This is a genomic window from Brevibacillus panacihumi (assembly GCF_003710985.1).
Taxonomy (GTDB): Bacteria; Bacillota; Bacilli; order Brevibacillales; family Brevibacillaceae; genus Brevibacillus; species Brevibacillus panacihumi.
On record NZ_RHHT01000026.1, the window covers coordinates 128,462 to 143,532 of the forward strand.

At 45.6% G+C, this 15,071-nt stretch carries 17 protein-coding genes and 1 other annotated feature; of the genes, 3 read left to right on the plus strand and 14 right to left on the minus strand.

Annotated elements, in window-relative coordinates:
- Positions 1-12 precede the first annotated feature (12 nt).
- From EDM58_RS12225 to EDM58_RS12270, 9 genes are all read right to left on the minus strand, one after another.
- A complete protein-coding gene (locus EDM58_RS12225) occupies positions 13-312 on the minus strand; it encodes a tyrosine-type recombinase/integrase (protein WP_023556415.1) in 300 nt (99 codons plus the stop codon).
- 98 nt (positions 313-410) lie between these two features.
- On the minus strand, positions 411-1,337 hold the full coding sequence (dpsA, locus tag EDM58_RS12230; RefSeq protein ID WP_023556416.1) for a dipicolinate synthase subunit DpsA: 927 nt from the start codon (positions 1,335-1,337) through the stop codon (positions 411-413).
- Between the two features lie 36 nt (positions 1,338-1,373).
- Entirely contained in the window at positions 1,374-1,688 is a 315-nt protein-coding gene (locus EDM58_RS12235) for a YunC family protein (RefSeq protein WP_023556417.1), read from the minus strand.
- Positions 1,689-1,860: 172 nt separating this feature from the next.
- Complete coding sequence (locus tag EDM58_RS12240) at positions 1,861-3,375, minus strand: phospholipase D-like domain-containing protein (RefSeq protein WP_023556418.1); 1,515 nt, start codon at positions 3,373-3,375, stop codon at positions 1,861-1,863.
- 79 nt (positions 3,376-3,454) lie between these two features.
- Complete coding sequence (locus tag EDM58_RS12245; RefSeq protein ID WP_122913585.1) at positions 3,455-3,661, minus strand: DUF1657 domain-containing protein; 207 nt, start codon at positions 3,659-3,661, stop codon at positions 3,455-3,457.
- Positions 3,662-3,788: 127 nt separating this feature from the next.
- Complete coding sequence (locus tag EDM58_RS26385) at positions 3,789-4,214, minus strand: CBO0543 family protein (protein WP_342769014.1); 426 nt, start codon at positions 4,212-4,214, stop codon at positions 3,789-3,791.
- A 172-nt stretch (positions 4,215-4,386) separates the two neighbouring features.
- Positions 4,387-4,755 carry a hypothetical protein gene (locus EDM58_RS12255; RefSeq protein ID WP_246000696.1) on the minus strand — a complete coding sequence of 123 codons (369 nt, stop codon included), beginning with the start codon at positions 4,753-4,755 and terminating at the stop codon, positions 4,387-4,389.
- A 436-nt stretch (positions 4,756-5,191) separates the two neighbouring features.
- Positions 5,192-5,449: a Tn3 family transposase gene (locus EDM58_RS26540; RefSeq protein ID WP_023556421.1), complete on the minus strand. Its 258-nt coding sequence runs from the start codon at positions 5,447-5,449 to the stop codon at positions 5,192-5,194.
- Positions 5,450-5,953: 504 nt separating this feature from the next.
- Complete coding sequence (locus EDM58_RS12270) at positions 5,954-6,496, minus strand: hypothetical protein (protein WP_122913587.1); 543 nt, start codon at positions 6,494-6,496, stop codon at positions 5,954-5,956.
- Between the two features lie 665 nt (positions 6,497-7,161).
- On the opposite strand from EDM58_RS12270, the gene EDM58_RS12275 reads away from it, so the two are divergent.
- Genes EDM58_RS12275 through EDM58_RS12285 form a run of 3 tightly spaced genes read left to right on the plus strand, consistent with a single transcriptional unit; the run spans position 7,162 to position 10,897 of the window.
- Entirely contained in the window at positions 7,162-8,235 is a 1,074-nt protein-coding gene (locus EDM58_RS12275) for a GerAB/ArcD/ProY family transporter (RefSeq protein WP_023556424.1), read from the plus strand.
- 2 nt (positions 8,236-8,237) lie between these two features.
- Positions 8,238-9,764 carry a spore germination protein gene (locus EDM58_RS12280; protein ID WP_023556425.1) on the plus strand — a complete coding sequence of 509 codons (1,527 nt, stop codon included), beginning with the start codon at positions 8,238-8,240 and terminating at the stop codon, positions 9,762-9,764.
- Complete coding sequence (locus EDM58_RS12285) at positions 9,761-10,897, plus strand: Ger(x)C family spore germination protein (protein WP_023556426.1); 1,137 nt, start codon at positions 9,761-9,763, stop codon at positions 10,895-10,897. The genes EDM58_RS12280 and EDM58_RS12285 overlap by 4 nt, the downstream gene beginning before the upstream one ends.
- Before the next feature lie 12 nt (positions 10,898-10,909).
- Here EDM58_RS12285 and EDM58_RS12290 read toward each other — a convergent pair whose 3' ends face one another.
- The 5 genes from EDM58_RS12290 to EDM58_RS12310 all read right to left on the minus strand — a co-directional run bounded on the left by EDM58_RS12290 (position 10,910) and on the right by EDM58_RS12310 (position 14,966).
- Positions 10,910-11,320, minus strand: a complete 411-nt coding sequence (locus tag EDM58_RS12290; RefSeq protein WP_148039323.1) for a hypothetical protein — start codon at positions 11,318-11,320, stop codon at positions 10,910-10,912.
- Positions 11,321-11,449: 129 nt separating this feature from the next.
- A complete protein-coding gene (locus tag EDM58_RS12295; protein ID WP_122913588.1) occupies positions 11,450-12,256 on the minus strand; it encodes a class I SAM-dependent methyltransferase in 807 nt (268 codons plus the stop codon).
- A 46-nt stretch (positions 12,257-12,302) separates the two neighbouring features.
- Positions 12,303-12,528, minus strand: a binding site (T-box leader).
- 68 nt (positions 12,529-12,596) lie between these two features.
- Positions 12,597-13,034: a GNAT family N-acetyltransferase gene (locus tag EDM58_RS12300; RefSeq protein WP_122913589.1), complete on the minus strand. Its 438-nt coding sequence runs from the start codon at positions 13,032-13,034 to the stop codon at positions 12,597-12,599.
- Positions 13,035-13,086: 52 nt separating this feature from the next.
- On the minus strand, positions 13,087-14,226 hold the full coding sequence (locus EDM58_RS12305; protein ID WP_246000697.1) for an ABC transporter permease: 1,140 nt from the start codon (positions 14,224-14,226) through the stop codon (positions 13,087-13,089).
- Positions 14,227-14,228: 2 nt separating this feature from the next.
- A complete protein-coding gene (locus tag EDM58_RS12310; protein WP_122913591.1) occupies positions 14,229-14,966 on the minus strand; it encodes an ABC transporter ATP-binding protein in 738 nt (245 codons plus the stop codon).
- Positions 14,967-15,071: the final 105 nt, after the last annotated feature.

Below are 15,071 nucleotides of genomic sequence, written 5' to 3' on the forward strand. Positions count from 1 at the left end.
AGTAGATGTAAATTAAATGGGAAATTTATTGATAACCTCGTTATATTCCTGCTGGGCATCGGTGATTGCAAGCTTCGAATAGATTTCCAATGACTTCCGGCTTTCATGACCGGAATACGGCTGTATGAGTGCGTCATCGATGCCCTGTTTATTGAGCCAGGTCAACAGAAAATGACGCAGCTTGTGTGGCGACAGGTTTTGAGCAAGTTTAGCTTCCTCCAAATATTTGGCCAAAATCTTCCGTATTCCCCGATCCGTGTACATTTTCTTCCACGATGATTCAAATAAATAGACCGCATGTTTTTTCTTCAAAGTATTCGAGTAAATGACTGAACAATCCTGCCCCGTTTATTCAGTGATGCACGCTGAAACTCAAAAAAAACGATGGATCGGTTCCATCGTTCGCGATCTCATAACCCGGAAGGACAAGCAAGTATATCCATTTGCTCTCGATTTTGACTCCGTTCGTCCTGGATCAATTGACATAACGTTCTCGCCAATATACGTCCAGCCGTTCTTGGCGCGACCAATCCCGGTAAACTTGGTGCCAACAAGGCCTTGATTCCACGTTTTTCGGCAAAACGAAAATCGGTTCCACCTGGTTTGGAAGCCAAATCAATAATAATAGCGTGATGCGGAATACGGGTCAACACACGAGAAGTAAGGATTTGCTCCGGAACCGTGTTAAAAATAATATCCACATTTACGCCTTCATCGTACAAATCTTTCGTATAAAACGGCTCAATCCCCATCTCCCATGCACGTGCAAACTGCTCCGGTTTCTGCACCCCCGCTTTGACGTGTGCACCCAGGCGCTGAAGCATTCCGGCTAACGTAAGACCGATTCTCCCCAAACCCAGCACCATACAACGCGAACCATGTATGGTAATGTCCGTATGTTGAATGGCCATCAATAAGGCGCCTTCCGCAGTGGGAATGGAATTGTATATGGCAACATCGTCCCTGCTGAATAATTCAATCAGATCTATTCCTAGTTCCACGCAAAGGTTCCTCAAGTAAGACTTGGCTATGCCAGTACAGACTTTTGCGTGTTTCGGCAAGGAAGACATATATTCCTTGTTCAGCAATAACGTTTCAGATGAAAATGAAGACTCTACTCTGCCATGGTCGTCTGTACCGACAACCGGTAATATCAATACATCAGCATTGCGAAGCACCTCCCTCGTAAGCTTGGAATGCTGAACTTCAAGAAGTTGTTCGTGCAAATCTTCATAACCGATTACCACAACATTTGCATCCAGGTCTGTGAATGACCGAATGATTTCAAGATGTCGGGCATCGCCTCCAAGGAAAACAATATGCAGACCCGTTAACAAAAAATCCCCCTACTTTCCTTAAGTATGGATTTAAAATTAACTAACCTCGTTTACCATCTTTAAAAGCGCATCTGCTCCTTTCATCCCAGGGCAAATTCCGCGTAATTCCGTCTCTGTGGTCTCCATATCGAGTGGGGCATCCAGCAATTGCTCTATTGTTCGTACCCCGGTTGCGCGTCCTGCCACAATGCGGCGATCGTTTAATTTCTCATTTAACAAACGAATATCAAGCGCTCCGCACATGATATATCCGTGATCGGTTGTGATGGCCAGAAGTGTTGTTTTGGGCAGGGCGACCTCGATACTTATAACCTGATGACCTTCAACTTCAATCGGTTTCATCATGATCATCTATGATGCAGCTCCTTTTTTTCTACACTATATGCCGGGCGTGATATTTGCACCATAGACTGTTGCCCAAATCCGATATTACTTGTATTCGTTGGAAGCCTTCTCCCCTTTCGCCATATACATGTGTAAATTGGACTTCGATTCAATTCCATGTAATTTTTGAGATTTAGATTTATAACAAAGGAGATAACAAACGCGCTGCTTGATCAAGCATGCGCTCGGAAGAGGTACGATGCATATGATCTTCCAAACGATATGGAGTAGCCTCGGCGAGATCCCGTTCGAATTGTTCCGTAAGCTCCCGGGCCACATCAGAATGATACATCACTGCACACACTTCGTAGTTTAAACGGTAACTACGGAGATCGTAGTTGGAAGAACCCACTTCGGCAATCTCGCCATCGATAATCATGACTTTGGCGTGCAATACCCCTTTGTTGTACTGAAACACATTGATCCCTGCTTCCACGAGTTCGCCATAATACGTACGGCTTGCAGCTCCTGCAACTTTAGGAATCACTTGGCGCGGCACCAGTAATCTCACTCGAACGCCACGCGCCGCGGCTGTTTTGATGGCCATCATGATATCCGCATCGGGTATAAAATAAGGGTTGGTCACGTCGATGGTTCGGGTCGCCTGCGTCAGGCAGATGAAATGCATTTCCCGAATGACCGGAGTAGGCAGCCCGGGATTGCCTTCGAATATCTGTATATAGACGTTATGCGAATCCTTGGATGGGGAAGCTTTTCCCATGTGGGTGCCTTCCATCGTTCCCAGCTCCGATCCCCATTCCCATCCGTATCCTCGTTCTGTTTTGCCGGATGGAAATGGATGAATGGCTTTATCGTCAGAAAGTTGAGCGGATTCAGGGAGAAATTTTGCCTTTCTCGTTAAATGGAGCATGTCCGGTGACGCCATTTTCCAGTGAGCCTCAAAAACGGCTTTCACATCATCCGCTGTTTCGCCGGTTAACCGCATATGAGTGTCGCGCCAAAAATCGACATCCGGCTTCATTCCGGTATACTCGTCCCCAACGTTGATTCCTCCCATGAAGGCTTCCTTTCCGTCGACGATGACGATCTTGCAATGATCCCGGTATGTCAAGTTGGATAGTACCCAGGGGAATCGCAAGGGAAAGATGGTCCTGCATTCAATGCCTGCTTCCATCATCCGGCGAACCGCATGTTTGGGAAACGACCGGCTTCCCCAGCCATCCCTTATAAAACGAATGTTCACACCGGATAAAGCGCGGTCAATCAGCACATCTGTGATACGTTTACCGATATGGTCATTCCGGTATATGTAATATTCCAGATCGATTGTCTTTTGTGCGGCCTGAATTGATTGAAGGAGTTTTCCGTAGGTTTCCATCCCGTTCGTGAGGATTTGGACGTAACCGGTTCGAAGGCCACTGACAGACAAAGGTTGCAAAGCCCGAGCGATAACAAAAGCGGAGTCACCACATGCTGAAGGCAACGCTATCGGGTTATTGTGCGAAGAAACGAGCTTGTCCCGCCGCATTTGCACAGGATTCGTTACGAACAGGTAACAAACGAATCCGATAATCGGTAATACAAGTCCGACTGATATCCAAGTCAACGCTTTGGCGGGGCGGCGCACCTCCCGAACCGCAATAATGATCAACAGTGCCGTATTTACTAGCCATAATCCTGCTATCCATGCCAAGAAAATCAGCCTCCCAATCCAGTCATCTACGAGGGAATAAAGGGGCAGCCATACCGAGAAGAGATCGGCATGGCCTTTTTTAGAAACCTTTATACTGCGGTTCTTCCTGTTCAATTTGTTGTAACCGTGGAGTGACCTGGTCAATAATGTTTTGTGTCTGTTGCGCTGCATTTGTGAACGTGGTTTTGGCCTGCTGGTTTTGTGAATTTAACGCAAACTGTTCAAAGCTGGCCTGTGCGCTTTTTAATGAAGCTACAGCTGTTTTCACTTGAGAAGCTACCGTCATGTTGAATCACCTCCTGAAATGGCATCCATATGTAATATGTCAACCCGTCAGAAAAATAATGAATGGTAAAATTTGATGATTGGCTATTGTCAGGGGTTAGAGTCTTTCTGAAAAGACTTACCGCAATCTATGCCCTTCTTGGCAATGCTTGAAGCCAGCAAGTACAGCCCAACATAGATAGGAAAAGAATAGGTATGTTTCCAGTGAACGGGGTGGTATAAATCGGCCATTTGTGAAACCGGCTCGGCCACAAAAGCGGAAAATCCCCAAATAGGAGAGCTTTGAACAACGGATGTATGCCAGACTTGTACTGGTGTAAGAACATAACCGTGACGGGAAGAAGTGAAAAATTCCATGGGAAATTGGCCGGCATGAACGGTATGACTTCCCAGTGATAATGCCAGAGTCCCATGGCAATCCCAAGCTGGTCCAGCCACGATGACACGATAATCATTGTAAACCCGGATAGGAGAAACTGTCCCGTAGCTCTCTTATCCCGAAATCCGATCCAAATAGCCAGGGGCATATCGATAAACCTACTCCAAACCACCATTGCCGCGTAAACAGTACGTGAGTGCGCCAAATGTCAGTCATGTTGCGGTGTGCTTCAACAATCAATTGATAGGATTGTTCGATTGCATGATGAATCTGATTTTCGTCCACTGATATGCCACCCCTTTCCGTTATCCGCTTACCGATCATTTTTCATCCAATACGTGCCTGTTTTATATACGCGAGTTTCCATACAGTATATTCGACGTTACAAATACGCCGACCGGCGGCAGCGAAGTTGAAGGCGGTTGCGGTGGGATATAGCCGCTATACCCCGCCAAGCTTATATCAGTTGTCGCTACCCAGGTTCCATATTCGCCCGCCTGTAAAGAAGAGGGCAGCATCCGCAGACGTCCGGTGAGAACCAAATGCCGAAGTTGAATCTTGACATCGTCATAGATGGTTAATTGGCCGGAGTAGGCGGCGTAGGGGGAATGAAACATGATCTGCTGCGTGCTTTCATTCCAACTTCCTTCAATCGGAATCGGCGTTCCGCGAAATTGGATGGTGCCTTGAATTTGCTGGTCCTGCAAAACACGCATTACTAGTTTGCCCCACACAACCGGTCTTCCGGCGACAGATGCATGAACTCCCCATATGGAAAAGGGAGGTAAACTCTTTGTACTTGTTTGAGCCGCAACGGACATGATTCATCACTCCTCAAAGTTAGATCACGTCATTATATGCGTCCTCGGAAAAAATGCCAGTCACTGGGCAAGAATTCTTTGCAGATAACCGAACATGATCAAGTAAAAGAAGATGGACATTCTCTTATACTGGTTGTTTCTTAATGCAGACAGGTTTCGAACAAAATTGTTTCAACCCATCCCAGTTGCCCCAGATGTAATTTTTACATCGATTTGGTTGTCTTGGGGCAGAGGTAGTCCAGTTTTTAATGCTTGTACTGAATGTTGGTAACATGCAGGCATCCGCCTTTCCAAATTTATGCAAACAGCATTTAAGTTGTCCAGAAACGAATCACTCCCAGTTGTTGCAGAAGTCCTCATATACTTGCTCTACGCCACAGTCGGATAGCATGTGCCTGGCCAAAAAGTCATACCAGAATGCATAGGATGACGTGGTATTGCCCCAAATCTCTTGCATCCGAACGCGAAAAATCGCGTTCACCACTTCGGATATCGCATTTCGAAGATTGTCCTTGTGAATGAATTTCCTACGAACGTACAGCAAGTCTTTGTAACTCTCTCCATGCTCACCGGCACTCACACGTTTCAAGCCGGTATTGTCCCAAGGCCATAAAGTGATAGGATGAGTCGCTTTTGAAGAATGTCCCGGCCTAACGGTTCGCGTACAGCAATTTTTCTGTAAATCCCACGCGGAGATCGGTCTCTTTGAAAATGTCCAAGAGGCTCGTCATAGGCCAGCGCCGAAGTATTTCTGATTTTATCGGCGATAGGTTGATCGGCTCTGTTTGTGGCTCTAATGGAGATAAGCTGATCCAACCGTTACCCTTCTCTGTGATCCTGACATTAGGTTTTTCTGGAGTCCGGCATCAAGCTTTTCTAATCCATCTTTCATGGCCTGCTTCAATGTTGCAATGAATGCTTCCGATCCAGCGGTTGCTTTAGAGCCTTATAATTTTCTTCCCGCCGTTCTTCGAAGTCTGTTGGCAGGTCATGATCCGGGTTCCGGTACCGGTTCGCTCCGGCAACCCATATTTTCGTGCAACGAAGCTTTTCCCGTAAAGCTTGCAGGACGCTTATCTCATAATTCATCCGATTAATTCGCTCTTGGCCTTTCTCGTCCTTCTCTACAATGAGTCAGGATTATACCATCTATCGGGATTTCTTCAGACATTGGCAAATAATGATAGCCAGTATCTGAAAATTTCTTTACCAGCTCCAATGCACGAATCACTGGCCGATGCACTTCATTGTTTGATCGGAATTCCAGGATTCCTAATATTTCGGGAACCATACGGCGGTAGTGACTCCCATAGGAAGCCCGAATAATGGTATTGATTTTCTCCCGGTAAGCCGGTCCGGTGTGTTTGATTTCTTTTATCAAATCCCGTAATGTTTGCTCATTAACGACCGGGATAATGACATCACGAAGTACTCCTTCTGGATTACTGACGGCAGACTGCGCCATGTTGAATAAAATGCCATACTTATTGCTTAGCTTGCGTAAATCATTCAGGATTTCCTTTTCGACTTTGCGTTCTGCCCGCACACCTATCCGATGGACGATTTGAATAAGCAGTTCGATCAAATTGTCCGTTATCTCCATACTCCTTAGCCAGAAGAAGGCAGCCATCATCATCCGGAAGTTCCAGATTTCGAATCGTTCGCAGCTTGCTTACTTCTCTTAACACACTTTCGACACCTGGTTTGCCCGGATCCGCCTTTAGCTCATGAAAAGAAAGAAGTACCTTGTCGCTGCTTGGGCCGTCCTGGTGTTCATCCAGAAATGCAATACGATCTACGAGTGAATCCAATTTGGACAAAGATGCCGTAGGCAACTTTTCCAGTGTGTCCTGGAAAAATTGTTCCTCAAATGTACGGATTGCGGTTCTGATAAGTCGCTCAATGCGATCAGGCGTAGGCGGTACAACTTTCATCTCCCGAAATCGCCAGTAGTATTGAATGACTGCTTTGGGCACTTCGCATTTATGGAAGGGGAATCGCGCAACCGAGTCTCCCCTGACTTATTGCCGATTTGCTGCATTTCGTTAGGAAGAAACGTAAAATGCTCAATTAACTCTTCCAGTTCCCAATTTCGCTTCACTTGATCCTCTCCGAGAAAAGTTCTTAAAATGGTCAGAATCGGAATTTTAATCAAAAAATTTAGTATACCGATGCATACTTAATTAGACAATAAGGGAGTGATTGCTGTGAAGTTCTATTTAAATTTGGGATAAAGATGATGAAGATGGGAAAAGTAAAGGTACTGCTTCCATTTAGTGTTTTACAGGGTAAGGTGAGTTGATGCCGAAAATTTCAGTTTTACAGTCATACATGATCATAATACTTTCTGTCGGTTTACTGAACCACGTCATCATCATACCGTTACTGCTCGGTGCATCAGGGCGAGATGCCTGGTTTGTAGTACTTCTTGTGTTAATCGCTTCGCCAATTTGGGTTGGCATTTTAAGCTATATTCTAAATAACATGAACGGAATGCATGTTAGGGATTGGTTAAAGCAACATTTCGGAAGATTTCTCTCGGCAACCTTGATTGTCCTATACAGTGTACTTGTATGGTTTATGGGGCTCATTTCCTTTAAGGACACTATAACATGGACAATTGCAACTTATATGCCTCAATCTCCAATGCTTGTTCTCGCAGGAACAACGCTTGTCGGATGTTTCTTCGCGGCATTTCAAGGGCTTCGCACCATTGCGATTTTAAGCGGGATATTGTTACCTTTTGTTGTTATTCTAGGTGACCTAGTCATGGCTGCAAACTTTCAGTTTAAAGACTACACCATGCTTTTTCCGTTACTCGAAAATGGGACACCTCCACTTTGGAAAGGTATTCCCTACGCAGCTGGGGGATTGTTGGAGTTGATGGTGCTGATCTTGTTTCAGCACCAGTTAACAAAGAGGCCGAGCTTCAAAAGCTTAATGCTTATTTGCATCATATTATCTGGGCTAACACTCGGCCCTTTGATGGGCTCAATTGCCATGTACGGCCCTGATGAAGCGGCACACCAACGATACCCCGCTTACGAACAATGGAGAATGGTTCGACTGGGCGAGTATGTGGAGCATGTTGATTTTTTCTCGATTTACCAATGGTTATCCGGTATGTACATTCGAGTTTCGCTTTCGCTGTTTCTCTTAAGCGAATTGTGGAAATTGCAAAAGTATAAGTGGTTGCCTATGATTCTGGGCGCTTTACTCATGTTTGTTGTTACATTATTGCCAATCAGCGATATGCTTTTTCAAGATCTGCTCAGCCGATATTACTTCCCTTCGTTTTGTGTCTTTACCCTTGGGGTCATGCTCGTATACGTCGCGCGAATATTTATTTCAACATGGGGTAAAAGGAGCAGGTGAAGATGATAAATCTTTTCAAGAATAAATGGATAAGAGAAACAAAATCGTCGACACAACAAGGGGCGCCTGATACACAACCGCTTAATGAACAAACACTTCTTCAACGTTTCCAGATGTGTCGTGATGTTAAGCATCATGTTTATAAATTAGTAGCTGGCGACGAACAATCAAGGATCGTTTTACTGTATTGCGATGGGTTATGTGACAACCAACAACTCATTCAGGATGTGGTGCTTCCTCACTTGACTCGGTTTTACGAAAATCACGGTTTTCAAAAGAATCAGGAAGTTCTTGAGTCGTGTCAATTACAGCTTGAGAGCATTTCCTTCGAGGAGTGGTGGCAGAAATCCGAAACGGACATTTTTGAGGGAAAACTGCTTTTGTTTATTCCGACACTAACCGCTTTGTTCTCCCTCGACATATCAAAAAAACCGGCACGCCAGCCCGAAGAATCCAATATCGAAGTCTCTATTCGCGGGCCGAAAGACGGTTTTGTTGAGGAACTCGGTGTCAATGTTGCGTTAATTCGGAAACGAATCAAGTCAACAAGCATGGTATACGAAACGAAAACAGTAGGTGTCCGGACAAAAACAACCATTGCAATTCTCTATATGCAAGACATTGTTGATCCGAAAATCGTCCAAGATATCAAGACTAAATTGGATCGCCTACACATTGACGGAGCATTCAGCGCCACTCAACTGGAAGAGTTTATGGAACCGACCAAAGCTTTGTTTCCGTTGATGGGCTATACGGGAAGACCAGACTTTACCGTTAACTGCATGATGAATGGACGTGTAGCGCTGATTGTGGATGGTACACCGGCTGCATTGATCGCACCAGCAAATTTGTACCTGCTCCTGAAAACGCCAGAGGACATCCACTTTACTGCTTTATCGGCTACGTTTGGACAATCGCTTCGTTTGCTCGGATTGTCCGTATCACTCATGCTGCCCGGTTTTTGGGTTGCCATTCTTTCGTTTCATCAGGATCAGTTGCCCTATTACCTTCTTGCAACAATTGGCATCAACCGATTAGGCATTCCTCTTGGACTGGCAGAGGAAATGTTTCTCGCGCTCATCTTTTTGGAAATATTGCGGGAAGCCGGTATTCGGTTGCCTTCAGCGGTAGGATCTACAGTTACGGTAGTGGGAGGGCTCATCTTAGGGGATGCGGCCATACGCGCAGGATTTTTATCCCCTAGCATTGTTGTCATAGGAGCACTTACGCAAGTGTTCGGTTCGACTTTATCCAACCAGTCACTGGCTGGGACAATGAGCATTTTGCGCTTCTTCCTGTTCGCTTTGTCTGCCATCTTGGGGATCTATGGCTATTTACTTGCTTTGTTTATCGTGACAACTCATTTAGCCTCTTTGCGTTCATGCGGTTTGCCTTACCTGGCTCCGATTTCGCCTCTATATGAAGACTTCGCCAATGCCTTGTTCCGATTACCATGGAGATGGCGGAAAACTCGGCCAGACATGCTAAATACTCAAGATTCTACAAGCCAAGGGGATAAGCAGAAATGAACACATATAAATTTACCGCAGTTCTTCTGCTTCCCTTCCTTCTCACCGGATGTTGGAGCAAATACGAAGTGCAAAACATGAATTATGCAACGGCTGTTGGAATTGACTATGCGGAAGGTCAATACATCATTTATGCGCAGTTGCTCGATTTCTCGACAGTGGCAAAACTGGAAGGACAACAGAAAGCGGAACAGCCTCCGGTCTGGATCGGTAGAGGAAAAGGTATCTCATTTTCAGAAGCAGCGAATGATTTATACAGCACTTCGCAACAAAGGTTAAACTGGGGACAAATCTCTGCAATCTTGTTTAGCGAAAGGTTATTGAAGGAACGAAAAGTCGGTGAAGTGTTGGAACTGATCGACCGATATCGTGAGATAAGGTACTTAGCTTGGGTGTTCAGTACGCGCGATCCCCTTGACGAGGTCTTAATTGCGACTCCATTTTTCAGATTATCGCCAATAGGATCGATTCTACATAACCCCGAACAGAATTATCGGCAGCGTTCTATCCTCGCTCCGATCCGCCTGCAAAAATTTGTAATGGATTCAAACGAAAAGGCGAGGACAAGCTATATACCAGAATTATCTGTTCGAAAGGATCAATGGAAGGAAAGTCAAAAACCGCATGAGCTGCTTAGATATTCTGGCATACAAATATACGATAAGGACAAATATTACGCACGCATGAGCCTCGAAGAAATAAAAGGATTGCCATGGCTGAATAAACACACAATCCGACTGCCCGTTGACTTGTTTTCCGATAACAAGCTTGTTGCAGTTCTCGTCGCAGAAAAACCCGAATATGACGTCAAACCAAGGGTTAAATATGACAAAGCATATTTCGATATTTCCGTTAAGGTGAAGGCCGGAGTAAATGAGCTACATGCAGACGTTACGGAGCAAGAACTCACGCAACTGGCTCAAAAAGAAATTGAGCATCAAATTAGGCAGACCTTTCAAACCGCGTTTGAAAAGAGAATAGATATTTATAATCTAGGGGAATCTCTTTTTCGCAAGAATCCTTATGAATGGAAACGGATTGCATCCGGGACTGTGCTAAACAAAGATTCCTTACGAAATATCAATGTTAATGTACAAATCGTGTACTCTGGCAGGTATAAACTTTCACCTTGATGTTTGAGTGATTTACTTTGCGGGTGGTGTCAGCTTCGCTGGTACTACCCCTTCTAGCAGATTGGGTTCCTGAATAGTTTCCCCATCTATTGTACCGATATAAACGCTTACGACTTCAGGGTGCAGCTTCACGTATTGAGTGAAGCTTTTTCTTAGCATGCTTTGATCTTCATTCGATTGCGCCGTAATGGTCTCTGCAAAATAGTTCATATCATTTATTTTCGGTTGAATAGTCGAATCAATAATTCCATCCAATAGTTTTGTGTTTTCAACCGCAGCATTGATGATTTCATTCTTAATCGAATCCTTGGCAGAATGATAAGCCAGTATGGCTACAATCAGTGCGGGTATCAACAATAATCCAACAAAAGCAAGAGCTAGCCTGACCTTAAAATTTTGAAAAAATATACGCAATGAAACCACATCTTTCCCATGAATTTAACAACAAATAATTTATAGGTAAAATAATATTGATTGTACACTGGAATGATTAACCATCTGTACATGAAAAAACAGACCATCCCTCGTAGGAATGGTCTATGTGTATGATCACTATTTCCTTCTTCCGATATACAGCAAATGAGAGGAAATCCCCAGGACGGATCGGTCCTTAGCCATTTCAATCAGCATTTTCACCAGCTTGTGCGACTCCCCTTTTTCTTCCCAAGACTGCTTTTGTTCCTTGCTCAGCAACCCACCAATACTCGATGAACCGATCAAATCAATTGTTTCAAATCCATGGCTTTCCATAAAAGGCTTGATATCATCTATGTTGAAGTAGTAGGCTCCTGTAAACCGCCCTTTGTCTTCGTGATTAAATATCCCGGTGTTGCCGAACTCTTTTATGGAATCGATCGTGTCATGTGGCTTCCAGTACTGCGGGAACTGCAGTGATGTAATGGTCATTCTCATCCGACTTTGAAAGGCAACAAAAACGATGCCGTCCTTCTTTGTGACACGGAATAATTCTCGAACAGCATGTATACGTTCTTCTTCCTTTTGTAAATGGTAGAGTGGCCCCAACATGAGAGAAGCAGCAAAAAACTCATTCGGTATTCCAGCTAGATGTGTAGCATTACATACATGGAAGCCACCGAAGCGTTCCATTACCCCTAGTTCGGTTGCTTTCTCCTTCGCCAGTTCCACGAGTCTAGGTGTGATATCAGAAAGGGTTACCTGATATCCTAGTTTCGCCAACTCCATCGCATATTTTCCGGGTCCTGCACCATTGTCGAATACATGACCATGAGGGGGTAAATATTGTCTCATATAATGCCAGCTGATGATAAATTCCAGTGGTTCTCGATCCAACCTTCCCCACTCATCGAAGCGCGAATAATAATCAATGACGTTTTCCATCAGGGAACACCTTCCTTCATAGGAAAATAAAAAAACCTATTGCCTACAAAGAGGCGATAGGTTTTGCCTTCGCGGTACCACTCTTTTTCGTTCGTTGGTTTGAGAAAATAAACGAACCTTCTTTTACCTGATTACGGGGGTGATCCGTTAAGACCTACTGGATTCAGTCTTACCGCTCATGGGTGAGTTGGGGAAGCTATCGACTGTCTCGCACCGAACCGACAGTTCTCTGGACGATAGGTATCCTTACTACTCCCGATCATTGCGTTTCGCGATATTATTTTCACACAGTATATGACTTCCAAATAATCCCTGTCAATGATGTTATGACACAACGCTGTTAGAACCTGAGACTCATCGTAACGTTTCTTTCAGAGAATCCCATTTGCTTATAGAGCTTCATCGCCTGATTTCCTGCGAAAACTCCCAGCCGAATCTCGGGATATCCCTCAGACTTCAACTGCTCAATGGCATTTTTCATGAGGTGCTTGGAGATGCCTTTTCCTCTGAACTCTTGCATGACATATAGTTCGTATATAAAGCCAATGATCTCATCGGAAAATTGATCTTTGCTTGGCCCGATCAGAATCCACCCCATCAGCTTCTCTTCTTCGGTCGCAATCAAGTAGTAGCAGCCCTTCCCCAAGAGCGGCTCGACCAGTTGCTTCACTTTTTCGTCAGTTGGTCTAACTCTTCCCAATGTTCCTTCAAACAAGGCTTGTGGCGAGAGCTGCAAAATGCTTTCAAGCTCCGCCAGGTTGGGTTTTCTAATCTCCATATCTGTCTACCCCTTCTCTATCATATCCCCCTATTCGGGCGAGGCAAAGGATTCACAGCCACAGCCATACAACCAACACATGCACGATTCCTTGAACGCCTAAAAGCACCCGTCGCACCCAGATGACAGCACTTTTTTGCTGTTGCTCATTGATCGGAAGGAGCGATAAGCGGCTTTGGTGCCGAGCAGAGCTCCCGATTCCCTTCAACTGGATCGCCGACATAAAGAAAAAGAGCACAGCGACAGCCGCCTTGGGAAGGATCCCCGGCAGGATCAAGATAAGAAACGAGCTGATGACGACGAGCCTGATATACATGCCTGCCTGGTCACCAGAGCGCAGAAACGACTTCAAAATCAGGACCCGTCCCGCATTGGATTTTTGATACCGAATCAGGTCTGCGGCCCAAACAAGCCATTTGCGCTGCTTCACTTGCTGCTGCAAGAACGGTACGTCGCGAAATTGGTTGGCGACCTGATAAAATCGCAAACGCAGTCCATTCTCCATTTCAAGCAATCGGTACCATTGGCAAGCATGCTTTTTCAAAATTCGCTGAAGACGCAAATGGAACCAGACCAATACCACCATCCCGATCACAATGCCATATGGCACACCCTGGTATGCCAGGAAGCTCCCCTCGCTAAGCATCCAGGCAAGCATCAAAAACGTAAGAAAGAATCTAACCAATGTGTACGCTACATACTGGCTTTTGTCTGTCAAACGCATCGTAATCCAACTGGTGTACACATTCCAGCCCTTCAAGACAAACGGGATTCCCCAATACAGCCACAACTGGACACCAGCGGCCCCAATCTTGACCTGGTACAAAGGCAGCAATAACAGCAGGACGAGAAACAGCCCGATGCCCTGTACCGCAAAATTGTAGATCTGAGCCTTTTGAAAGTAGCGAGCCATCTTGGTCTCTGCAGGCGTCAGGAAAAGCAGGTCCGCTTCCAGCAAAAAGGTTCGATGGGGACTCCTCGCTACGAAGAGGGCAATCAGAAAAGCAATCGCGACTGGAACTGGAAACCACTCGGGAATCGCTTGGATGAGAAGCGGGTAGTAATAAGCCAGCAGTCCACACAGGAAAATGGCGACCATGAGCACGCCTCCATTTGCCATATACTGCCCGTAGAGGACTACCTCCTTGAAAAACCGCCTGAGACGTTTGCGAAATAGTGCATCCACATCCATCCTCATTCTTCCTCCACCAGCCGCAGGTAAATGTCGTCTAACGAGTGATGCGGCAATCCCGTGAGGCTGCGCAGCTCTTCCAGCGTCCCCTGTGCTTTGATCCTGCCTTTATGCATGATGATAAATCGGTCGCAATATTTTTCCGCTGTCGCCAGGATGTGCGTCGACATCAGGATACCCGCCCCTTGCTGCTTGCAGCGTTCAAGCCAGGTCAACAGGCTGCGGATTCCCAGCGGATCCAGCCCCAGAATAGGCTCGTCCACGATATACAAAGACGGCTGCACCAGCAACGCCATCATGATCATCAGCTTTTGTCTCATCCCTTTTGAAAACTGCTGGGGGAATCGTTCTTTGACTGCTTCCATGTGAAATTCTGCAAGCAACGGATTCACACGCTCCGCGAACTGCTCTTTATCCAAGCCATAGCTCATCGCCGCAAGCTCTAAATGCTCCCACAAGGTCAGTTCCTCGTAGTAGATGGGGGATTCCGGAATATAGCCATAGGTGTGCCGATATGAATCCGGATCGGCTGAGAACGTCTTCCCGGCGATGCGGATCTCACCTTTTCGCGGCTCCAGCAGACCCAAAATGTGTTTGATGGTCGTGCTTTTTCCAGCCCCGTTCAAACCGATGAGCGCGACAATCTCTCCTTTTCGAATGTGAAAGGAGACGTCTTCGATGACCGTACGGTTCGACAAGTATCCACCTGTAACTTCTTTTACTTCTAGTAACATCTCCATCTTTTACCTCTTTTCTTGCTATTTGCACGTCCAAACAGCAATGACGCGAATAATACCGTCTTGATTGCATTATATCGGAACGGACAGCCTACAGGAAATCGCTTC